General features: G+C 43.0%; 16 protein-coding genes. 4 read left to right on the top strand and 12 right to left on the bottom strand.

The window, feature by feature from the left end; translation table 11 throughout:
• Positions 1-36: 36 nt before the first annotated feature.
• Genes N475_RS02155 through N475_RS02145 form a run of 3 tightly spaced genes read right to left on the bottom strand, consistent with a single transcriptional unit; the run spans position 37 to position 5767 of the window.
• Positions 37-1455: a TolC family protein gene (locus N475_RS02155; protein WP_063356073.1), complete on the bottom strand. Its 1419-nt coding sequence runs from the start codon at positions 1453-1455 to the stop codon at positions 37-39.
• A 1-nt stretch (position 1456) separates the two neighbouring features.
• Positions 1457-4585 carry an efflux RND transporter permease subunit gene (locus N475_RS02150; protein WP_063364603.1) on the bottom strand — a complete coding sequence of 1043 codons (3129 nt, stop codon included), beginning with the start codon at positions 4583-4585 and terminating at the stop codon, positions 1457-1459.
• Positions 4586-4594: 9 nt separating this feature from the next.
• Positions 4595-5767 carry an efflux RND transporter periplasmic adaptor subunit gene (locus tag N475_RS02145; protein WP_063356071.1) on the bottom strand — a complete coding sequence of 391 codons (1173 nt, stop codon included), beginning with the start codon at positions 5765-5767 and terminating at the stop codon, positions 4595-4597.
• A gap of 124 nt (positions 5768-5891) precedes the next feature.
• On the opposite strand from N475_RS02145, the gene N475_RS02140 reads away from it, so the two are divergent.
• Complete coding sequence (locus N475_RS02140; RefSeq protein WP_063356070.1) at positions 5892-6842, top strand: LysR family transcriptional regulator; 951 nt, start codon at positions 5892-5894, stop codon at positions 6840-6842.
• 85 nt (positions 6843-6927) lie between these two features.
• Here the strand turns inward: N475_RS02140 and N475_RS02135 are convergent, their stop codons facing one another.
• The 3 genes from N475_RS02135 to N475_RS25320 all read right to left on the bottom strand — a co-directional run bounded on the left by N475_RS02135 (position 6928) and on the right by N475_RS25320 (position 8007).
• Positions 6928-7215, bottom strand: a complete 288-nt coding sequence (locus N475_RS02135) for a hypothetical protein (protein ID WP_063356069.1) — start codon at positions 7213-7215, stop codon at positions 6928-6930.
• Entirely contained in the window at positions 7215-7610 is a 396-nt protein-coding gene (locus N475_RS02130; protein WP_063356068.1) for a hypothetical protein, read from the bottom strand. The genes N475_RS02135 and N475_RS02130 overlap by 1 nt, the downstream gene beginning before the upstream one ends.
• A 226-nt stretch (positions 7611-7836) precedes the next feature.
• On the bottom strand, positions 7837-8007 hold the full coding sequence (locus N475_RS25320; RefSeq protein ID WP_155730849.1) for a hypothetical protein: 171 nt from the start codon (positions 8005-8007) through the stop codon (positions 7837-7839).
• Positions 8008-8246: 239 nt separating this feature from the next.
• On the opposite strand from N475_RS25320, the gene N475_RS02125 reads away from it, so the two are divergent.
• Together N475_RS02125 and N475_RS02120 are read left to right on the top strand one after the other, a co-directional pair.
• On the top strand, positions 8247-8435 hold the full coding sequence (locus N475_RS02125) for a hypothetical protein (protein ID WP_063364602.1): 189 nt from the start codon (positions 8247-8249) through the stop codon (positions 8433-8435).
• A 111-nt stretch (positions 8436-8546) separates the two neighbouring features.
• Positions 8547-9437, top strand: a complete 891-nt coding sequence (locus tag N475_RS02120) for a DUF418 domain-containing protein (protein ID WP_155732524.1) — start codon at positions 8547-8549, stop codon at positions 9435-9437.
• A gap of 77 nt (positions 9438-9514) precedes the next feature.
• Here the strand turns inward: N475_RS02120 and N475_RS02115 are convergent, their stop codons facing one another.
• The 4 genes from N475_RS02115 to N475_RS02100 all read right to left on the bottom strand — a co-directional run bounded on the left by N475_RS02115 (position 9515) and on the right by N475_RS02100 (position 19871).
• Positions 9515-12283, bottom strand: coding sequence for an Ig-like domain-containing protein (locus N475_RS02115; RefSeq protein ID WP_063356066.1), 2769 nt, complete (start codon positions 12281-12283; stop codon positions 9515-9517).
• 79 nt (positions 12284-12362) lie between these two features.
• Positions 12363-15005, bottom strand: coding sequence for a glycosyl hydrolase family 18 protein (locus N475_RS02110; RefSeq protein ID WP_063356065.1), 2643 nt, complete (start codon positions 15003-15005; stop codon positions 12363-12365).
• Between the two features lie 24 nt (positions 15006-15029).
• Positions 15030-16634 carry a lytic polysaccharide monooxygenase gene (locus N475_RS02105; RefSeq protein WP_063356064.1) on the bottom strand — a complete coding sequence of 535 codons (1605 nt, stop codon included), beginning with the start codon at positions 16632-16634 and terminating at the stop codon, positions 15030-15032.
• A gap of 66 nt (positions 16635-16700) precedes the next feature.
• The gene (locus tag N475_RS02100) at positions 16701-19871 is read right to left on the bottom strand and encodes a glycosyl hydrolase family 18 protein (protein WP_063364600.1); all 3171 of its coding nucleotides are present in this window, start codon (positions 19869-19871) and stop codon (positions 16701-16703) included.
• A gap of 719 nt (positions 19872-20590) precedes the next feature.
• On the opposite strand from N475_RS02100, the gene N475_RS02095 reads away from it, so the two are divergent.
• On the top strand, positions 20591-21001 hold the full coding sequence (locus N475_RS02095) for a DM13 domain-containing protein (RefSeq protein ID WP_227008500.1): 411 nt from the start codon (positions 20591-20593) through the stop codon (positions 20999-21001).
• A gap of 98 nt (positions 21002-21099) precedes the next feature.
• On the opposite strand, the gene N475_RS02090 is transcribed toward N475_RS02095, so the two are convergent.
• Both N475_RS02090 and N475_RS25680 read right to left on the bottom strand, forming a co-directional pair.
• The gene (locus tag N475_RS02090; RefSeq protein ID WP_063364599.1) at positions 21100-21789 is read right to left on the bottom strand and encodes a hypothetical protein; all 690 of its coding nucleotides are present in this window, start codon (positions 21787-21789) and stop codon (positions 21100-21102) included.
• A gap of 385 nt (positions 21790-22174) precedes the next feature.
• Positions 22175-22656, bottom strand: a 482-nt coding sequence (locus tag N475_RS25680) for a hypothetical protein (protein WP_162269575.1), incomplete at its 5' end; no start/stop codon positions are given.

The following is a 22656-nucleotide window of genomic DNA, read 5'->3' as shown; positions in this document are numbered from 1 at the left end:
TACACGTTTCTCCGCAATTGGCCTTGGTTGCGAGTACTAAATACTCGCAATAAGCGCCTGAGACCATTGACCATTTAGCTCTCCATAAACATCTACGGAAGCACTCAATAACCTATATCGAATGGCCATTTGTGATTGTTGGGCTATTAAAACATCTTGGCGCGCATCCAACAACTCAAGATAGCCCAACTGACCTTCTTGATAACCCGCCATGGCTTGTCCATACGCCTTATTTGCGGTATCCACTTGAGCATCCACATAATTAAGTTGTAACTTCGTTTGTGTTAACACACGCAGTGAATATTCAGTCTTGGCCAACACACTGTTTAGCGTCTGACGGAACTCATAATAATTTGCTTGTGCAATGGCTTCTTGCCTATCTAACTGAGCAAGCAACTGTGGATAACTAAACAAAGACCAGTTTAAACTAGGCGTTACTTGCCAATTCGATTGAGTGTCGTTGAAACTGGCACTTGTTGGATTCAGCACACCAGCAAATGCTGAAAAGCTAATATCAGGATATAAAGCACGCTCGGCACTTTGTGATAAGTAACTCTGCTGCTTTAAACGCGCCATCGCGCTTTTAACGTCCCCCCTTTTCATCAAGGCGTCAGACGCAGACTGCACACTAACCGAAATCGTTAGCTGCTGAAATTGCTGCTTGTTTAGAGCCGTCAGTTGCAGTGCATCAACTTGTTTGTTTACTAACATCGCAATAGTTTGCTCTACAAGGGCAAGCTCAGTGGCGATTTCAGGCAATCTTTGTTTGTGTTCAAAGTACTGAGATTTAGTGCGATTGAGCTCAAGCTCTGTCGCTACACCTTCTGCGACACGCACTTCTATAATTTTAATCGACTCTTCCAACGCTATTAATTGCTCTACAGTAAGTTGATGCATCTGTTGAAGCGCTTGCCAGTTTAAATAGTTTTGTATCGTCGTAGTAACCAGCTCACCAGCCAATTCCTGATATTGCCCATGACTGGATTCAGCTGCAGCAGCTGCTGCATTAGCCAGTTTCGAAATGCGACCTGACAAGTCAACTTGCCAACTCAATTCACCACCCGCTGTTACTGACTCCTGAATATTGCTCTGAGGAGAGAGTAAACTCGGTGAGTTTGAGCGCTGAGCACTGACGCTCAAGCTGCCTTGAGGCAATTGCGCTCTTTGCGCATTTGATAACCCAGCCGCAGCGGCGCGCAACCGCGCCGCTGAAGCCTTTAATTCTTGGTTTTCCAATAAAACCTCTTTAACCAAGTCATTAAGGACAACATCTTCTAGTTGCTGCCACCACTGAGTTTCGTCATTCTCAGCCACGGAGTTTAACCTAGCCATGTTAATGATCTGGTTATTGAAAGAGCTTTGATTTAGTGCAACTTCTTGTTTATACGATGTACTAGTACACCCAATAACACTCGCCATTGCCAAACTTAATATTGAGATTTTAACAAGTTGCATCTTATTGCTCCTTTGGTGTAACAAGGCGATAGAAAACAGGTGTAAACAGCAGGCCGAACACGGTCACACCAATCATGCCAAAGAACACTGCATTGCCCATTGCTTGACGCATTTCAGCACCGGCACCTGATGCTAACACTAGCGGTACAACACCCGCAGTAAAAGCAATAGATGTCATGAGAATTGGACGCAATCTTAAACGACAAGCTTCGATGATGGCTTCGAGGTGGGTTGCACCTTGAACATGCTTATCTCTTGCAAACTCTACCATTAAAATTGCGTTTTTAGAGGCCAGTGCTACCAATACAATCAATGCAATTTGCGTAAAGATATTATTGTCTCCACCGAGTATATAAACACCAGCTAAAGCTGAGAATATTGTCATAGGAACAATTAAAATAATCGCCAGTGGTAATCGCATACTTTCATACTGTGCTGCAAGTACCATAAACACCAACACAACTACCAGAGGGAATACATATACCATCGTGTTTCCAGCAAGGATCTGTTGATAGGTAACTTCTGTCCATTCAAACGCCATGCCTTCCGGTAATGTTTTAGCGAGTACTTTCTCAATTGCCTGCTGTGCTTGGTCTGAGCTGTAACCTGGAGCGGGACTACCGTTTAACTCTGCAGTTACATAACCGTTGTAATGCATTACACGATCAGGACCCGTGGTTGCCTCAACTGTTACAACTGAACCAAGTGGAACCATATTTCCAGCTGCATTACGTACTTTGAGGTTATTTATTTGGTCTTTTTTGGCTCTAAACTCAGCGTCAGCTTGCGCTTTAACTTGGTATGTTCTGCCAAACAAGTTGAAATCATTAACATATACAGAGCCTAAATAAACCTGAAGCGCATCAAATACTTCCTGCAGAGGTATCCCCTGAATTAGCGCCTGCTCACGGTCAATATTGATGTCCATTTGCGGTACTTGCACTCTAAAGCTCGAGTAAATACCAGTTAATGCTGGGTCTTGTTGCGCGGCACCAATTGTTGCTTGTAGCGCTGAGAACAAAGCTTCAAACCCTTGGTTAGCACGATCTTGAATTTGCAATTTAAACCCACCAGTTGTTCCTAGGCCTAGGATTGGCGGCGGTGGAAATACAGCAACAAACGCTTCATCAATGGCTGCAAATCGCATGTTTAACTGCATAGCAATGGCCTGTGCCGACAAACTTGGATCATTTCGCAAAGCAAAATCATCCAGTGGCGTAAATACAATGCCGCTATTCGTACTGTTTGTGAAACCATTTACCGACAATCCTGGGAACGCCACAGTGTTCGCAACACCTGGAACTTCAAGTGCAATCTCTTGCATCTGACGGATCACTTCTTCAGTTCTGTCGAGACTTGCCGCATCAGGAAGCTGAGCAACAGCGACTAAATACTGCTTATCTTGCTGTGGAATAAAACCACCCGGTACTGAATTAAACAACCCAATGGTTGAGCCAACAAGGCCTAAATAAACAACCCCCACAACAGCACTCATACGGATTAGCTTTTTAACAAGCGCTTCATACCCTTTAGCACCTTTGTCAAACATACGATTGAATGGTTTAAACAACCAAGCACCAAACAATTTATCTAGTACTCTTGTCAGTCTATCTTTTGGCGCATCATGCGACTTCAGCAAAATAGCAGAAAGTGCAGGAGATAACGTCAACGAGTTAAATGCCGAGATCAAAGTCGAAATTGTAATGGTTAAAGCGAATTGCTTATAAAATTGGCCTGATAAACCTGTAATAAATGCTGTTGGAATAAACACAGCGCAAAGCACAAATGCTATAGCTATGATTGGTCCTGTTACTTCGGTCATGGCGATTTTAGTCGCCTCATATGGGCTGTGACCATCGGCAATATTACGCTCAACATTTTCTACCACAACAATTGCGTCATCAACCACAATGCCAATTGCTAAAACTAAGCCAAATAGCGATAAGGTATTGATAGATACACCCAACAATTGCATCACAGCAAACGTACCAACTAGAGAAACTGGCACCGCAATCAAAGGAATAATAGAAGCACGCCATGTTTGTAAGAATACAACCACCACGACAACAACAAGCAGAATAGCTTCTAACAGTGTTTTTATTACAGCATCAATTGAACCGCGCACAAAGACCGTTGGGTCATAGGCAATTTCATAGGTCATTCCCGCCGGAAAGCTCTTTTCAAGGCGCTGCATCGTTCCACGTACATCGTCAGAAAGTTCAATGGCGTTAGTGCCCGGACGTTGGAAAACAGGCATTGCCAATGCTGGTTGATTATCTAACATCGCACGAAGCGCATAGTTTTCTTGACCAAGTTCAACACGCGCAATGTCTTTTAAACGAGTCAAAGCGCCATTGTCACCCACCTTAATGATGACTTTTTCGAACTCTTCAATGCTCTCTAAACGCCCTTTTACATTGAGTAAGATCTGGAACTGATTTTCTTCTGGTGTAGGCTGTGCCCCTAATGAGCCCGCTGCAACTTGTTGGTTTTGAGTACGCAACGCGTTTACCACATCTGAAGCTGTCAGGTTACGTGCAGCCAGAGCATCAGGGTCAAGCCATACACGCATTGAGTATTTGGCACCGCCAAATAGCTGTAGATCACCAACCCCTGGTAAACGCTTAAGTTCATCTTTAATGTATAGATCGGCATAGTTCGCCATATAAGCAGTGTCTTGTTCACCGTTAGGTGAAACCAAATGGACAACAAGTGCTAAGTTCGGTGAGGATTTTTGCGCAGTAACCCCTAGGCGCTGCACTTCTTGTGGCAAACGTGGTAAGGCATTATTCACGCGGTTTTGAACCTGTACCTGAGCTTGGTCTAGATCAGTACCTAGTGCAAACGTAACGGTCAGCGTTAGTCGTCCATCACTCGTTGCTTGCGAGCCATGATACAACATGTTTTCCAAGCCATTTAGTTCTTGCTCAAGTGGCGTTGCCACTGTTTGCGCGATGACTTTTGGGTTGGCGCCGGGGTAAGTTGCATTAACAACTACCGTTGGCGGCACAACTTCTGGGTATTCGCTGATTGGTAGCTGAAACAGTGAAATAGCGCCTGTGATGATAAAAATCATCGACAGCATAGCCGCGAATATCGGCCTATTAATAAAAAAATGGGAAAATTTCATAACATTCTCTTAGTTTGCAGCACTTAAAAGTACAGGCGAAGACTCTGATTGTTTCAGTACAAATTGCGTATTCTCAAACGCTAAGCTCACAGAGTTTGGTGTGATTGGCATACCGGGGCCTACTCTTGCGGGACCATTCACTGCAATGCGGTCACCTTGTACTAAACCTGACTTGATCGCACGATAAGCCCCATAACGCTCCCCAAGTTCGACTAAGCGGTACTGCAAAACGTTATTTTCATCAATCGTCAATACAAAGCGGTTTTTTAGATCTGTACCAATTGAACGCTCTGGCACAATTGCCATTATTTGCGGGTCTTGCGCACCAATAGAAATACGAGCAAAGGCACCAGGCTTTAGATTGTGCTGCTGCGCGTCAAAGACTGCTCGCACACGCAAAGTACCGGTTGTTGGATTAATTTCGTTATCGATGAAATCTAACTTACCAGCTATCTGGCGAGTTTCGCCAAGGCGCTGTAATTGCACAGTTACTTCGTCTTGTGCAGTGATACCAGCAAATTGACGACTCCAAGTTCGCTCGTCTACATCAAAATAGGCATAGATTTCTTCGTCTGAAACAATTGTCGTCAGCTCCGTATCGCCGCCTTTTACATAGTTACCTTTGGTTACCGCTGCACGAGAAATCTTGCCGGCGATTGGGGCTGAAACTTGGCTGAATTCTAAATCAAGCAAAGCATTTTGCAGTTGTGCTTCAATTGCGTTTTTGTTGGCAATTGCACTACGAAGCGTAGCATTGCGCTGTTCCGCTTCTTCTGTCGAAATGGCCTTTTTAGCAACTAACCTATTGGCACGCTGCGCTTCGCCTTGCGCTTGCTCTAAGGTGGCCTCAGCACTGCCTAATTGTGCTTTAAGTGTGTCAATTTGCGCTTCAAAAGGTCTAGGGTCTAAGCTAAATAAAAGTTGCCCTTGATTAACTCTTTCACCTTCGGTAAAAGCCATTTTCTCGATTTGGCCAGATACACGAGGTTTTAAAACAACGCGCTCAGGAGCCTCTAAGCGTGTAGTAAACGTATGCCAAGACTGTACTTGTTCCATTTGTACGCTAGCAACGTCAATCGTAAGCGGTGGCGGCTGTTGTCCTTGCTGTGCATTTGATTGACCACAACCACTTAAAACAAGTGCAAGGGCCACGGCACTAAGAGTAAAACCTAACTTTTTCATTTTTTGCTCCGCTGAAAATTAATATGCGAAGATAGTACCTAGGTTATTAATGACTAAAAATAGTAGTTTTTTAAAAACATTAATGCCAAAATGGCACCAATAAATTATTTCTTGATGTCAAAATATGGATACAACTAGTCGCTTAATTATGCTTTTAGAGGTGGTTGAACAGGGCTCTTTTTCCAAAGCCGCAGAGCTTAGAAATATCGACCGTTCAGTTATTTCTAAACAAATCAGTAAACTAGAAGAAGAACTTGGCGTACGTCTACTCAATAGAACAACGCGCTCATTTTCTCTAACAGCGGCTGGTGCTGAAATGGTAAAAAAAGCGGCTGAGTTAAGATTACTGCTACAAGACACAGTGCAAATGGCAGAAAATTACCACCAAGAGCCAAGAGGCCTGCTACGGATCACATCATCTAGCTATATTGGAAAATATTACTTACTCCCAGTGGTCAATGACTTTCAAAAACGCTTTCCACAAGTCAACATTGAATTGAGATTAGATGACAGAGTTATCGACATGGTCTCAGAGGGGTTTGACTTGGCGTTTCGAGTTGGTGAGCCAAGAGACTCTTCGCTTATTGCGCGCAAAATTGCACGTAATCGTATGCTTATTTTGGCAACACCACAATTTATAGAAACCTATGGTGAACCTAAAGCAATGTCAGATCTTGCTGAATTACCTGCCGCAGCTTATACAAGTAATCATATTCGTTTTGAATCAATAAGTTATATCGATGACAATGGTAAACATCAAGAACAACCTATCAACCCTGTATTTAGGTCAAATGATGGAGAAGCACTACTAGAAAAAGTACTCTCACATACTGCCTTTTGTACGTCACCTGCATTTTTCTTTGCAGATCATATCGACCATACACAACTTGTGCCGCTGCTGACACACGTCAACCTACCTGACTACAGCGCCATGTATGCCGTTTATCCGCATAGAGATTTGCCAGTTAGAACAAGGTTATTTTTAGATGCCGCCAGACATTACATCGGCGAATCAGTACCAAGGTGGGAGCACAATATTCCAGGAATTAATGATATTTATCAGCCTAAGCGCTAAAAGGTATCATTCCTTCACCCTTTAGTGTTAAGCAAAACTAAGCTGCGTCAGTGACTGGTCATAAAATCAAACACAACGTGTCTCCTTAGTTGCTCGATATCTTTACAACACCTAGCTTAATAAGTAAAAAGTATCCTACTTCGCTTACCAAAATAACCGGTAATACAACTTTTAGCCAGAATCCTTCAATCCCATAAAAGGCATAAAGCACGATACCTATCAAAGCGAATATGATGGCTACGGCAATCCCACCAGTCACACTATGAATTTTGATACTTTCTTTACAGTTACTGCATTTAAGCCTCAAAGGGTTTGGAGAATTCAGCACAGACATGAACGTGATGTCTGCATCGCATTTACTACACTTGCTCATTATTTACTCTCAACATTATTAAAGAAATACTTTATGTCACTCATATACATACCCCATGCAACAAGTAACGGGAACAAAATTTTATCGAATACAACTGAGGATGAAAGCAACAGCTCTTCACCCTCAAAATAAGATACAAGTACATCGCTCAGCCACAGAAAGGCATGTAACGCCATGACACTAAAAAAGATATGTAATCCTTTGGTTTTTCTGCTAAAGATTAGAACCATCGCATATATCTGAACAATCACGGCACTTCCCCATAAGATGGTCGATATTGCTGGTGCTGATTTGTCTTCTGATAACCAAAGTGAAAACGCTGATAAGATAAAAGGCCAGGCTGTGTATAGCCAAAAACACAGCGGTACAATCGTCATTACGGCAACTTTATTCATACAATCTTCTACTACTAAATTAAATACTATCGTAAGCTTTCAGCCGACAAAGCGATTTCAATAACCTTAGAGACATTAATTGTCATAAATATAAAATTATTAGAATTCTACTTGAGCCTATTCAGGCAATTGGAAAGCTGTACAAATTTCAGCCGTGCAGTATATCGAAAAGATCTATGTATGAAAACATAAAAAAATGGGGTTAACACCCCATCTTATCCAATAACTAACATGTATAACCATTTACAGAGTTTGGACATGAATAATTTGGATCAGAGATCGGGCCACACCCATAAGCTGAAAAGCCACCAGCAATTTGGCGTGTTTTGTTTTGGTTTAGCATATTTGCGTTTTCAGACAGGTTTTTAACACTTTTCTTATTGAACTGAAGTTTCATGATTTTCTCCTTTACAAGGTTGAACCAAAATTGGCAACAATCAGTTTGTATAGCTTTGATAGATAAAAACACTAGACAAAAGTATAAAAAGCGTACAAATTCAAAAAAGTGTCATGTTACACGGCACCGCTCCAGCAAAATTAATTTCCCCTAAACAACCTGCGTGTTTTTACGTCAAATATGCATAAATCAATTTTTGATATAACATAACAAAAACCCGTTAGATAAAGGATATTATCTTGGTAAAGCAATACGAATGTACACCTCACTCAAAACGAATTGCGACCGTTGACTCAATTAGAGGCTTTGCCCTGTGCGGTATTATATTTGCGAATTTAATGAGCTTTTTTGGTTTTTACTCATTAGGTTACCAGCAAATTCATGCGCTCCCTTTTATGGACCGAGCTACTTTGTTTGTCATCGACTAGTTGGTTGAGGGAAAATTTTACACCATATTCGCCATTCTTTTTGGTGCTGGGTTTACACTACTATTCTCCAAACATAATAACGGTGGGTTTGCCGCTTATTGGCGCAAACGCATGCGCTTTTTATTATGTATTGGTCTTTGCCATATGATGGTTATCTGGCACGGAGACATTCTTGTATTGTATAGCTTGGTGGCGCTTACCTTGCCTTGGTTTATTCGATTGCCTGATCACAGACTCTTGGCTGCAATATTGCTCTTATTAACAGCACCTTTAGTCATACATGCATTGGCAACTTTAACCAATGATGCTGTAATTTGGTCATATTTAAAATCACAAGCAACTCATTTTAAAGCAAGTTTTGGTTATGCGGGCATCACCTTGCTAGAAATGCGCACCTCCAATAGCCCAATAGATGTTTTTATCGCGAATTTGTACAGCACAATCTCTCGGCCTATGTCCTATTTTATTTCTGGTCGCCCATTTCAAGTCTTAGGTCAGTTTGTATTGGGGATCTACCTTGCTAAAAAGTTCGTACATTGCGCGAGCTTGAAGCGCTCTGTCTCTAAACAAACCACCTTAATGTTGATAATCAGCGGATTGATCCTCAATTTAGTTTACGCAACAATCAAGGCCAAGACAGGTAGTCCAATATCATTTAATCAAATCGGGTTGATACAAGGATTTTGTTATCACCTTGGCGCTATTTTATTGGCACTGGGTTATATGTCTGTATTAGTGAAACTTTTCAATTACAACCAAGGGCGAATAGCTGGGTGGCTGAGTGTATTGGGTCGTATGTCGCTCTCCATGTACTTAATGCAAACAATGCTGTGCGTAATGCTCTTTTATGGATACGGGCTCGCTCTCATGAATACCTTACCCTTTTATCTCATTCCCATTTTCGGCATCGGTATATTGGGTATTCAGGTGGCTTTTGGGAAGTGGTGGTTGCACTTTTGCCGACAGGGTCCTGCCGAAATGATTTGGAGAAAAGTGCTATAATTATCAGTCTATTATTTACTCATTAAGATGGAAAAAAGAGCCAGAAAACTGACTCTTTGCTTTTATTTCAAGGGAGTTTATTTACATTCACCAAGGTGCTTCCACACAGCCCAGCGACTTGAGTATTGCGCAGGGTTTTGATTGCGAGTCCACCATTTGGCTTGATATAACTGCCCGTCAAGGCTAGCCTGCTTACCCGATGTATAAACGCGGCTTGCCTGCCACGCAGCTACGTCGCAGCTTGGCCTACTGCCTGTAACTTTGAAACTGTGTGTTTGTGATTGTGTGCTCAGGCCTTCTGCATCTGTTGCAATTGCAAAAATACTGTAGTTCCCACTTTCAGCTTTATAAGTGGCGCTATATGGCGCTGTACTCGATACCGCTACTTGTTTGCCATTGACAAAGTATGCAACTTTTTTGAGATCATTGTCTTTATCACTTGCAATAACTGACAACGCTATTTGTTCACCTGAGTTATAGCTACTGCTATTCACTGGGCTCGTTAAGCTCACACTTGGCGCTTCCGGTGTTGGCGTCGGCTCGGGTGTAGTTACCGTAATCATACGACTCACTTTTGCAGATTGGGCGCCGTCATTATCAGTCGCAACCGCACTCAACTCGTAGCTTCCCGCTTCCAGAGGTTGGTAGTTGAATGCATAGGGTGTGCGTGTTAGCTCAGTTAATGTTTGGCCATTAACACTCACTCTTACTTTGGCAATATCACCATCAGTGTCAGTCGCGGCGAACCTCACTGACACTGACTGGCCAAGTTCAATTGACGCATTACCTGTCGGCGCAATAAAACTCAAAGTGGGCGCTTGATTTGGCTTGTCGCTAGTTCCTCCACACTCGAGCCCTTTCTTCCACACACCCCACGAGCCAGAGTTGCTTGCCGGGCTTTGATCTCTATTCCACCATTTGGCTTCGTATTCATATCCATCAAAGGCCACCTTATTGCCTTGCGTATAAACTTTGCCACCCTGCCATGGTGCTGTTTGGCACTGGCTCGGGTCAATAAGGCTAAACGATACCGACGTGGCATCGGTTGATAGGCCTTCATCATCAGTAACACGTGCCGTCACTGTATAAACACCGGTACTTTCACTGTTGAACACCGCCTCAAAAGGCGCTGCCAACACAGTTTCATGAAGCTTGCCATTGACAAAAAACTCAACCTTTTCAACCGCACCATATTCATCATTCGCGTTCGCTTTGAGGCTGATATCTGAACCAATCATGTAGCGGCCATTATTGTCAGGACTCGTTATCGAAATCGTTGGTGCTTTGTTTTCTGTGCATGCAAATACGCCTACAGCCTTGAACGCCTCACCGACCGCTTTCGTATCATAACCTAGATCAGCGGCGGCATCTGTCACACCGCATGCCAGCGACTCAAACTTCCCGTTATATACCCAAAAGTTTTTATTGGCATGAAGCATCACTTCATAGGCTTTTTTGACACCCCATCCCTCGGTGTTTGCAAGTAGGTAGAAAGCACGGTTAAATACGCCAGAACTATGGTGCACACCCATGCCTATTTCAAACTTGCTAGCATGACCAATAGATCGACCGTCACGCTCAGGATTTTCCATGTAGCGCAGCGCCGTTCTATTTTTAAAGATACTCGCACCTATCAGCCAATCAACTTCGCAAGTGCCATCAGGCTTTTGGTTCATAAAACACTCGAGTGCTTCTGAGGTCATATCTGAAAATGACTCGTTCACACCGCCCGACATGTTGCTGTAAACTAACTTTGAGTTTTGATGTGTAACACCATGGCCTATTTCGTGGGCGACAACGCCCAGTGAGGTGAATGGGTAAACACCATATTTATCAAGATCACCATCACCAAAGGTTACTTCTTTACCATTCCAAAAGGCATTCAAGTAGTCTTTTCGATAGTGGATTCGCATAACCAAGTCACCAGACAATGCACGGCTGTCAAACCAATCGTTGAACATATCTATGGTCGCTTGACCATAGAACATCGCATCATTGAGCGGTGAGTAAGCACCATTCACATGTTTATGCGTATTCTCATAACATGGAAATTGATACGTTTGGGTATTTGTAGTGCCATGCTCCATATCGATAACACGGATATCTGTATGTGACATTTCACAATTGCCATTGCCTAGCTCCTTTGCGTGAAACTTTGGCATGTCCTCACCATAGTAGTGCTTGCCTATTTTCTCATTGCCGCCAGGACCCATACCTATTTTTGAGTGGTTAAGTGTTTCAACGCGCGACAGCACTTCACCAGTATGCGCATCGATAGCAAACTCAGGGCGGTGTGGCGCATGCTCAGTTTCAGCAAAAAGTGTCACCAAATAAGCCAATTTCACGGTGCCATTGTGTGGAAAAATCACAAGTTCAACGTGCTCATCTGAGGATGAGAGCAACTCAGAAATTTGCTCTTTTGCAAATTCGATGGCTTTTTTCCCAGAAAAGCTTGGCTTTATCGTATCCAAAGATAAGTTGGGTACGACAGAGCCACTAATTGATGTTATATCTCCTTCTGGCTGAAACCAGACACTTAAAAAACTCTGCTCGTTATGATGAGTGACAATTTCTCCGCCATACACTCGCACGCCTTTATAAAATTGACTACGGCGCATGTGCCTACCATCTTCAGTTTTATGATGTGTCCTAAACTCCAAATCACTTTGATCACCGCTCTCATTAGTTCTGAAAATACTTTGGTTTTGAGAAAGTTGTGACTTAATATTTGCTTTCAGTTGTGCATTATTATGTAAGCTAACCGGTTCATTTGCTAAAGCTGCAATGCTAGAAAACACGCCGACACTTGCAGCTACGAACACAGCGATTTTTGTTGCTTTTAACATGGGTATTTACTCTGTACTTGTTGTTTTTCGTTGTTAAAAAGGTGCGTCCGTGCACCTGGTTTGAACTCTATTCAGTCACTTATAGCTTGCGCCATACGGAGCTAGTGCCCGGAGCTTGTCCACGAGTCCACCAGCGGGCTTGATACGTTTCACCGTTGTGCACAACTTTGTCGCCACCGGTGTAAACTAGATCACTACGCCAATCACGTACTTTGCCGTCATCTGGAATGATCTCGGCCCAAACACCGCCATTGCTTGGAATAGCACCACGTGTCCACCAACGTGCTTTGTATTGAACACCTTTGTACCAAACTGTATTGCCTCCGGTATAAACCTTATTGGCATCCCATGTTGTTTTGCCATCATCAGGTGTTGGCTCAGGTGTCGTCTCGACATTTTTAACCGTGACATTGAACTGGCGTGTCACGCTATGCTCACCATCAGAAACCACAACAGTACCAGTAACAGTCTCAGTTTTTGTAACCTCAGACGCTTTTACAGTCACCGTACTGCCGTTGCCAACAACTGTGTGACCAGGTACTTGCCAAGCAAAGCTCAGTGCTTTTCCTTCAGGATCAGTCGCTGAAATATTCACTGTTTTGCTGGCATTTTCGTCCAATGAAATTGCCGAAACATTGCCAACTACTGGCGCTTTGTTTTCAACAACCGGCGCTTTGACAACCACTTTAACCGTGCGATTTACTGTATTGACTCCGTCGCTTACTGCTAAATTTACGGTGTAAACAGCATCGGCCGTTACACTTGGCGCTGTAACGATAACGCTGTCATTTTCACTTTGCAGATTCAGTGCAGCATCACCACCCCATGCAAATACAAGCGCTTTTCCTTCAGGATCTGACGCCCGTGCTGTGAGGATATGAATATCGCCCGCTTTTAACGTAATCTCACTCGTTAGAGCAACCACAGGTGCCTTGTTAACTGGTTTAGGCGGCGTCACTTTACCGGCCAACCCTTCGTGCATCGCGTTTAGAATATCGCCATTGTCTGCATCGATTTCCCAAGCAAACAAACCTGCTAAATTATGCTCACGTACATAACGGCCTTTTGCGCGAACAGAGCGAGGGCTGTCATAGGTAACCAAGGTGCCTTTTTGGCGATTCCAAACATATGCTGCTTCAGCTTGCTCATCGTACCCTACTTCAAAACCATTAATACCTTGCTCATCATGACCAATCATGTGTGCTTTCAGTCCCTTGTAGTCGATCACGCCAGCTTCCCAAACGCCTTGAGACGTCGAGCCGCGCAGTTTTCCATTGGCTGGCGCCGTCATTGGGTTATCTGCAATTTGTGCATTTTGCGGATAAACGCCTTCCCAGCCTCTGCCGTACATCGCAGTACCAACAACTAATTTTTCGCTCGGTACACCTTGCGCTAGGAGCAGTTTTATTGCGTTGTCGAGTGTGTATGCAGGACCTTTTCTCGCTTCACCGTTTTCATCAACACCCGTTCCATTACATTCATCCGTAGACATATGCGTGCCACAGTAAATTGCCGTTTGGTGACCAGTTACGTTGTTCCAACCACCAGCAAAGTCATAGGTCATGGCAAAAATGTAGTCCATGTACTGCGCGGCTTGCTGATAATCAACGTCTTCTATTTTGTCGTAGCCTGTGCCAATCGCAGATGTCAGTTCAAACTCACGACCCATTTCAATCTCAAGCTCGTCTAACATTGCGCGGAGCTCTTTCATTAGAATGATGTAAACTTCGCCATCTTTGTCTGAACCTAAGTTTGGATTTGCGCCATCACCACCTGGGAATTCCCAGTCAATATCAATACCATCGTAGAACTTCCATGTTTTTAAGAACTCACGCATTGAATTTACAAAGGTGTCGCGGTTCTCTTTTACATCAAAATCAAAGAATGGGTCGGACAACGTCCAACCACCTACAGATGGTAAGATTTTCAGATCTGGATTGCGCTGCTTAAGTGCCATCAACTGTGCATATGTACCACGAATTGGATCTTTTGAACTAATCCCCGGAAGTGCCTTTTGCACGGCTGCCCATGGGTCATGTATGACAACTTCATAGTCTTTTGAGCTACCACATGCCAATTTGAGCGCGCGTAAACTATTGCCGTTTTCTATTTCAGCTAAAGAGTCATTCGGGCCACATACTGGGATAAAACCGTAGAGTAAGTGCGTCAGGTTATCTGCTGGGATCTGCGTTACATCAAATTTACGACCGTATATGCCCCACTCAACAAAATAAGCACCAACCACTGTATTTGGATCGGTCTCAAACTTTTTGTTATTTGGGTTCACATTCAACTTTAACGGTTCTAAATGACCACCATCAGTGTCCGCAATAACAATTGGCTTAGAAGCCGACATTGAACAACCCGATGCATCACACAAGGCTATCTTTAACTCATGGCGTCCTGACTTGTGATAAGGAAAGCGAATTGTGCCACCTGTCGTGCCCTCTGCAAAGGTACCTTCATTAACGACTTCATTGTCAAAATACACTTTATAACTATTGCCGCCTTTACCAGACCAAGCATTCCACTCAATTTGAATATCAACGACTTCTTTAGCCTGAATTAATTGTTTGTATGAACCTCGACCATAAATATTAACGTCAACAAAAGAATAGTTTTGCGGCTTCCAGTTAATACTTGGAGTAGATGGCGCAGCGACCACAGCCGCACTTGCTAGTGCAGCACCTACAGCCGCCGCAGTTGTTAAATACTTAAACATGATTAGATTACCTCTTAGATATATTTATAGTTTTTTCCAAACAGAATGTTGGTCTGGTTGCTGATTACGAGTCCACCAACGAGCTTGGTATTGCGTGCCATTAAACGTGACGATATCGCCACCTCTATAGGCTTTATTGGCTTGCCAAGCAGATACATCAGTGTCATCACCATTTTGGACAAGCTCCCAAGCGTTGCTTGATGTTGGTGTTTGGCCTCTTACCCACCATTTAGCGCGATAGCTTTTTCCTTGATATACAACAATGTCGCCTGCTGTATATACCTTGCTTGGCTCCCATGTATCGTCGCTTGGTTTGTCAGGTGTGCCTGGATCTGTTTCGATGTTTTTCACATTGATAATGAGCGGCACTGTCTTACTTAAGCTGCCATCAGACACCGTGACCTTGCCATCAAAACGCGCATCAGCGTCTACTTGGGGTGCAGTTATCGTGATTGTTGAACCCGTGCCAGAAAAGGTCAGCGCATTTGGCAAGTGCCAGTCAAATTCAAGTTCCGATTGTTCATCATCAAAAGCATGTACATGTAAATGTTTGCTTTGGCCTTCATCCATTGTGATTGGAGCTGGTGTGTGTACAGTTGGTGCGGTATTTTTAGGTTTAGAAATTACCGTCAAGTTGTAACTATTGGCTCTTTCCGATAAAAACACCTGATTACTGCTAATTGCATTTGGGTCAAAAACAATATTGCCCTGTGTATCTTTAACACCAATGCGAACCGTTTCTGTAAATTGTTCGTTTAGCCTAGAAGCGAATAGGAACTGCCAACGTGATACATTGGCATCAGTAATATCCAGTTTTTCCTGAATAATTTCATTGCCGTTGCCGTTAAATACACGTACCCAAACTGTGTCTCCAGCTTTTGCATCTTGCCCTTGTTTGACAAAGTAACCTACTGGGTACCATGTCTCTGGCGTAGGGGTTGGATCTGTATTACGTACAATCGTCACATCACTACAGTTGTAAAAACCTTCGCCGACTACATCATCACGCTGCCACCGGCTGTATAAAATAGCATCGCCGCTGAATTTATCCGGAATAGCGATCTCCATGTCATAGTAACGTTTGCCATCTGGCGCCATGAAGAATGGAATATTGCCATGCTCTTGCACCAGTTCAAGATCACGCCAAGCAAGTGGATTTTGCTTAAACTCAACCCCTGGCTTGGTCAAATAAAATTGCCAAAAACTAGGGTTATGTGGCGTTGTTGCGCGATAACGGATTTTCACTTTGCCATCAGCATTTGGCGTAATCTCCGTTTTTTGCCAATCTTTGGAAGGTATATTCATACCCGCTTTTTGGTTATCGCCTGCGCCACACAATGTGCCATCAGGAATATTTGCTTCCACAGCAGCTTGGTTGTGGAAATCTGCAGTATTGGTCGCAAATTCATGTTTTTGAATAAACTGAACATGCTCAGATTTAACATATGCTGCACGGCACGCTGCATTTGGGATTTTAGAACCGTCTTTTGGCCACCAAAATCCACCTTGTTCCTGACAAATTGCCTGTCTTGCCTTCGGAAAGTCCATATAGCCATGCGCGTTCACTTTGCCAATGACGCCCACACCTATGGCTACGCCCAGCGCGCATAAGGTTACTTGTTGTCTCATAGTTTTCTCATTTATTGATTGTATGAGTGATCCGCAGATCACTCTGGTTGGGGTTTTTGAACTCGCTTAAAGGCTACACACCTTTTGCCAAGCGCCACCGTCACTCGGAGTGCCGTTAGTCCACCATTTGGCTTTGTAAACAGCACCATTGTGGATAAGCATATCGCCACCTACAGCATGGCTTGGATCGCCAGCCCAGTTAGTGCGCGGCCAGTTGGGATAAGTATTGATGTTTTCAATTTTCACACCTTCACACTGCGTACCGCTTGGCGGGGTTTTATCACCATCACCTGGTGTTGGTACGTGTTTTTTAGCCACTGGTAGCTCTGGATATTCGGAAGTAAACGCGTATTCTTTGCCGTCCTTTTCCACTACAAAGTTCACAGGACCTGTAATCGGCATGTAGTACATCACTTGCGCATTCACTGTTTCACCAGGCTTAAATGACTCTTGCTGCCCTCCCCATTCATTTTTGAAGGTGATAGAGAAACGGTGGAATTCATTTTCAAAGCCGCCAATATTATTACCGGCACTGTTAGAGGCATCGTGCGTAACTTTCATGCCTAGCTTCTTGCGCGCATTCCAATTTGACTTAAAGATGGCTGACGTTGAAGTTGGCACATTAAAAGTAATCGTGGCACCAGTCAGGTCGATCTCTGAGTTATTGGTAAAGGCAAACGTAGGACGAATTGGGTAGTTTTGGTCACCAACTGGAAAGTCTTTAGCTTCAAATGCAATGTCTACCGCCTCGCTTGGCGTAGTAAACTCACCGTCACCAATATGGGTGTCATACGCCACACCATTTTGGTTGAACGTGTCATATGCCAGCGCTGTCATTGTTGAGCCCATGAAGTACTCTCCTTTGTCAGCATGATAGTCAAAGTCACCTGCAAGCTCCCAAAACATGACACCGCCTAGCCCTTTATCAACCACATAATCCAATTTGGTTTTCATTGACTCAGTGTCTTCCATTGATAGGAATACTTTCTTCTCAGCATTGAAAAGCCAAGGTGCTACAGCAACATCATCGTAATGGCGAACATAGTCACCACGAAGTACGTCATCGGCATCCGTTTCAGGTGTTAAACCATACTCTTTCAAGTAGCTTGGGCTGATGCCATGTTCTAGGTTTTTAGCATGCCAAAGTGGGTTTGACCCTGCCGCAACTTCTTGACCATTTTCAATGTCATGCCAGAGGTTATCGATACCAATTGCACCGTTACCACATTTGTTCTTTTCACCAATACCTGTGCCTTTTGGACAGTTATTTTGGTTAGGAAGTGGCGCTCGGCCCCAAAGACCATTTTCTCCGCCGCGAACGTCTTTAAAACCACGGGTATAATATGGAATACCTATATTGATACGGCCCGCTGGTAATGCTCCACGGAAATAGTTCACCGCCCAATCAGTATTCAAATAACCAATGCCGCCAAACTCTTTGGTACCGTAAACATTCCAAACTTTTAACTCGGTGTCTTTGCCGGTGTCGTACAGAGGCGCATTGTGACCAACATGGTCGTTCCACGCACCATGAAGGTCATACGACATGATATTCACAAAATCCAGATACTGTGCGGTTTGGAATGTTTCCATACCACGAAGTAAATAGCCTGATGACGGAGACGCGATGGTCAACATATAATGTTTGCCGTCCTGCTCACCTGCTTTATCGAGGGCTTCACGCAGATCTTTCATCAACACTTGATATGATTTATTTAAACCTGCACGCCGTGCATTGCTGACTGGAAAATCCTCAGGGTGGCCAGAGTCCTTCATTGAAGATGGGTATTCATAGTCAACATCCAAACCATCGAAGCCATAGGTTCTTAAGAACTCAACGGAGCTTTTGACAAATTGGTCAATACCAGCTTGGTTTACGCTGCCATCCGCATTTGTGGTCATTGTGTAAAAACCACCGCTATTTACACGTTTGCCACTCTCATCGAAATAGCCGCCTGTTTCAGCCCAACCTCCTACTGAAATCATGGTCTTTACATGCGGATACTGTTTTTTGTACTTGTTTAATAAATTGAAGTGACCTTTGTATGGCAAGCTAGGGTCCATCTCTGCACCGGCTACACCTGGCCAAGTCATATTCGTCGCTGCATTGCCTTCAGCTTTCGGGTTTCCAATGCTGATCTCATTTTGGCTGTTTACATGGGCAAATGCATAGTTGATGTGCGTTATTTTGTCCCACGGAATATCTTTTACCAAATAACTTGGTTGGTCATTTTTACCATGGCGCCAGCTGGTGAAGTAACCGATTACGCGTCGAGGGTGATCAGCCCCCATTTTTTCCCGGCCTTCATTATCGTATATGTCGCAATATGCAGGAGTCACACCGGGTGTCTGGTAAAGACCTGCTGGGCGACAGTCTTCATGGTTTGATTGTGAGTCATCTGTCGCTTTAACCGTAAATGTACGAGTGACGATTTCAGACTCCAGCCCGTGTTCGTCTTTGGCTACCAACGAAAATATCTGTTGACCAATTGCCGTAGCTGTCCAGACATATTCAAATTCATTTTTTGAGGTTGAAACAAGTTCAACGCCATTTAAGGAAAGCGACTGAGTTAGTTTGTCTGACTCTTTGTCATTAGCTATCAAGGTAAATACAATTTGACTACCAACTTCCAGCTCACTTGGTAACTGCGCTGCTAAGCGAGCAATCGGCGCGGTATTTTTATCAGCAGGAGGAAGGGCTTCCACACTTACTTTTCTGCTTACTGACTTTGCTGTAGCACCATCATCGTCAAGTGCAACGCCATGGAATTCATGGCTTCCTTGTTTTGCTTGCCAAGTGAATCGATAAGGAGCTTCGCTCAAGACTTTAACTAGCTCATCGTTATGATAAATTGCGACATGCTTTACTTCCCCATCACTGTCTTGCGCTGAAAAATCAATGATAACTTCTTCATTTTCAACAACAGTGATATCAGCAATTGGTTTGAGTAGCTTGATCGACGGCGCCAAATTGACTGGCTCAGTGCCTTTACACTCCCCCAGTTTACTCCACTCCTGCCATTGTCCCGAACGGGTTTGTGGCGAAGACCGGTTCCACCAATTGGCACGATATGCAACGTTATCTTGTTGCACCTTATTTCCGCCAACGTAGATTTTTCCTGATTGCCACAGGGCAAGATTACTACAATCAACATTTGCAAGTGCAGATGCACTGAATAATCCCATAGTTATGGCACTTAGCTTAAGCGCCTTATTGGGTAAGATGGACACGCTCATTATTATTTTCCTAACGTATTTGATTTTATATTCACAAAATTACAATTGGTAACAATCGTACCTAATGTAATACTGAGCGAAAGCGATTGTACCGATCCAAATAACCATCACAAGGAACTAGGTGAAAATAAAAAACACCAACCAAATAACTATAAAAATCATGAAAAATTGAAAAATCGGAAAATTATAAACCTTTGATCTCTTTAATCTTGTTGACTAAACAACAACAAAAAGCACTCTTCGAAAGTTAACACAATTAACATTTAATTTGTTTACTTTCATTTACAAACTAGCAAGGTCATACCAGAAATAAAACACTTTAGGACCAGTTAATTTTTAATCAACAATACTTTTTTATATATTTCAACGCTCAACTCACCCATTTCATCTATGCCGCACTAAAAATAAAAACATCAATTATTTTCTTTTAAAAACGAATAAACTAGTAAACTCATGGCATTACGAATGTAATTGGCAATCATAGTGTTGCATAAAAAAGAATTAATAATGTCAACAGTACTTTTTACTTACCCATTAATGTAGGGTTTTAAATATTTGTTCCCAATATAAACTTTTAACAAAAATAAAACATTCTTGAGTTGACACGTATTTCTACCAAGCTAAGGTTAGGAAAATAAATTCAAATTAGAGATAACTACTTCATGCGCATTTTGTTTAAATTATTGTTTACAGTGTTGGTTTTTTGTTTTGGCTTTGCTATGGGTGTCTATTCTTTGCCCATAATGATGGCGCCACCAGCACCAACTCAAACCGCACTGTCGGAAGTAGCAAATCAAGCAAAGTTCACAGCGCAGTTTAAAAAAGATCTTAAGGGCTCCGATTTTTTGCACTTTGGCGAAGGAGATGTCTTCCTCGGCGAGAGTCAAATTGGGTTTGAAGGTAGGTTGGCACCAGGGCCCGATTATCGCCTTTACTTGTCTCCAACATTCGTTGAAACGGAAGCCGAGTTTGAACAACATAAAAGCTCAATGAAATACATAGCACCTGTTTCCAGCTTTAATGGCTTTGTTGTTGATATGCCACAGAGCGTAAATCTAGAAGAGTTTACGACCATTATTATATGGTGTGAATCATTTGGAGAGTTTATTACAGCAGCGACTTATCGATAATTATACAATTGCCTATTCCGGCTATTAATTGGGTCACTTTAAAAACTAATTAGAACCAAAAAAGGTGCTTAATTTAAAGCACCTTTCATATTGCTTGGTTAGTAACGCAAGCCCAATGTACTTTCGCACCCTTCAGCGTCATACATGTCTGCGCCTTTGTAGTACGCCCTTAATGCCCCCTGATTACGGTTGTTAAAAAAGGTGTACCCTTCGAACTCGTACTTGCCACCTGCATATCCATGCAGAATCATTTCTTCTTTTGCGGTGTCATACTCTTTGTTTAAGTTCAAAGCGATATATCCGTACCCTGGACCATTTACAAGATTTGGAAGATATGAGCCTTTTGCTATGTACTTTCCACGATATGCCCCTTGATCATAGTAAGAGTAGGAACCGATAATGTCACGGAAGCTCGACTTAACACACACTCGCATGTATTCCTCAAACTCGCCAGTGTAGTGCCTGTCCCTTTCTATATATAAGACACCGTGATGGATATAACCACCAGTCTCAGGGTTTCTTTCATCTCTTGGAAATGGTTCATAGTCATCGGGCCTGCTGCTGTTTGAATCACCTGCACCGAATGAATCACCTGCACCGAATGAATCGCCTGCACCGAATGAATCGCCTGCTATTGCATTATCAGCAAATTCGGACTGGTAAAAACCTTGCCCTGTTTGCACTGGTGTTTCGTCTGAACTGTAATACGCCCCAGTTTGACTGAGGGCTTTGCCCGAATGCACTGCAATTAAAGCAATTGGTAGTACAGTTTTGATATTAAACTTCATTTTATTCCCTTAATTAAGTTACTAAAAAAGATAGTTTATTTAAAAATTAAGCCAATTTCGTATTGGCTTTCTCAACACATGTGAAGAATTAATACGTATAAATTGCCATCACTTAATTTACAAATTTCCTGTTCAACCTCTCTGAAAATATGATCCTTATCTATTCGTTTGATTAATTTAACAGCGATACCACAGAGGAAACTTTCATCGCATCTTTCCCTCTCCTAACTGGTTCTAAGTCATGTTAAGTTAAACCGATTTAGGTTAGAAAATATGTCACTAACATTGATGTAACTCGATTTCAGATGGGCTCAATAGGTAAATGGAGATGCCCTCATTTGCTAAGTTTGATTGAGAGCACCTGCCGCAAATCTAGCTAAGTGAATTAATAGGTCGAACCAAAGTTATACTCACACCCTTCGATGCTATACGCCTCTGCACCTTTGTAATAAGCTCTGAGTAGGCTGGCCACTTTTCCGTGTTGTTTTAGGTACCCCTCAAATTCATATTTACCATCAGGCACCTTAAATAAGTGCATTTTTTGAATTGTCGGGATGTACTCGTAACTTAGTTTCAGTTTGAGTTGATTATAGTCACCGGCTCTAGGCTGGCTTGGCTTATAGCGGCCTTCGAGGACATACTTGTCACCTCCAGAGCGATCATCCATAGATTGGCCACCGATCACCGTACGTCTATTTGATTTAATACACACTCGTAAATAGTCTTGGAAGTAACCAACAAAAGGGTCTCGTTCTATGTATAAGACTCCATAGTGAATAAAGCCGCCTGTCTCAGGGTTTCTATTGTTTGTAGGGAAGGACTCAAAACCTGGTGGCCTAGTATCTGATGAATCACCTGCACCAAATG

Origin of the sequence: Pseudoalteromonas luteoviolacea DSM 6061, from assembly GCF_001625655.1 — a bacterium.
Classification (GTDB): domain Bacteria; phylum Pseudomonadota; class Gammaproteobacteria; order Enterobacterales; family Alteromonadaceae; genus Pseudoalteromonas; species Pseudoalteromonas luteoviolacea.
This window is presented reverse-complemented; position numbering and strand designations above follow the sequence as displayed.

Coding starts and splice junctions, on each gene's coding strand:
- N475_RS02155 (WP_063356073.1), bottom strand. CDS start 1,455: ATGCAACTTGTTAAAATCTCAATATTAAGTTTGGCAATGGCGAGTGTT.
- N475_RS02150 (WP_063364603.1), bottom strand. CDS start 4,585: ATGAAATTTTCCCATTTTTTTATTAATAGGCCGATATTCGCGGCTATG.
- N475_RS02145 (WP_063356071.1), bottom strand. CDS start 5,767: ATGAAAAAGTTAGGTTTTACTCTTAGTGCCGTGGCCCTTGCACTTGTT.
- N475_RS02140 (WP_063356070.1), top strand. CDS start 5,892: ATGGATACAACTAGTCGCTTAATTATGCTTTTAGAGGTGGTTGAACAG.
- N475_RS02135 (WP_063356069.1), bottom strand. CDS start 7,215: ATGAGCAAGTGTAGTAAATGCGATGCAGACATCACGTTCATGTCTGTG.
- N475_RS02130 (WP_063356068.1), bottom strand. CDS start 7,610: ATGAATAAAGTTGCCGTAATGACGATTGTACCGCTGTGTTTTTGGCTA.
- N475_RS25320 (WP_155730849.1), bottom strand. CDS start 8,007: ATGAAACTTCAGTTCAATAAGAAAAGTGTTAAAAACCTGTCTGAAAAC.
- N475_RS02120 (WP_155732524.1), top strand. CDS start 8,547: ATGCGCTTTTTATTATGTATTGGTCTTTGCCATATGATGGTTATCTGG.
- N475_RS02115 (WP_063356066.1), bottom strand. CDS start 12,283: ATGTTAAAAGCAACAAAAATCGCTGTGTTCGTAGCTGCAAGTGTCGGC.
- N475_RS02110 (WP_063356065.1), bottom strand. CDS start 15,005: ATGTTTAAGTATTTAACAACTGCGGCGGCTGTAGGTGCTGCACTAGCA.
- N475_RS02105 (WP_063356064.1), bottom strand. CDS start 16,634: ATGAGACAACAAGTAACCTTATGCGCGCTGGGCGTAGCCATAGGTGTG.
- N475_RS02100 (WP_063364600.1), bottom strand. CDS start 19,871: ATGAGCGTGTCCATCTTACCCAATAAGGCGCTTAAGCTAAGTGCCATA.
- N475_RS02095 (WP_227008500.1), top strand. CDS start 20,591: ATGGGTGTCTATTCTTTGCCCATAATGATGGCGCCACCAGCACCAACT.
- N475_RS02090 (WP_063364599.1), bottom strand. CDS start 21,789: ATGAAGTTTAATATCAAAACTGTACTACCAATTGCTTTAATTGCAGTG.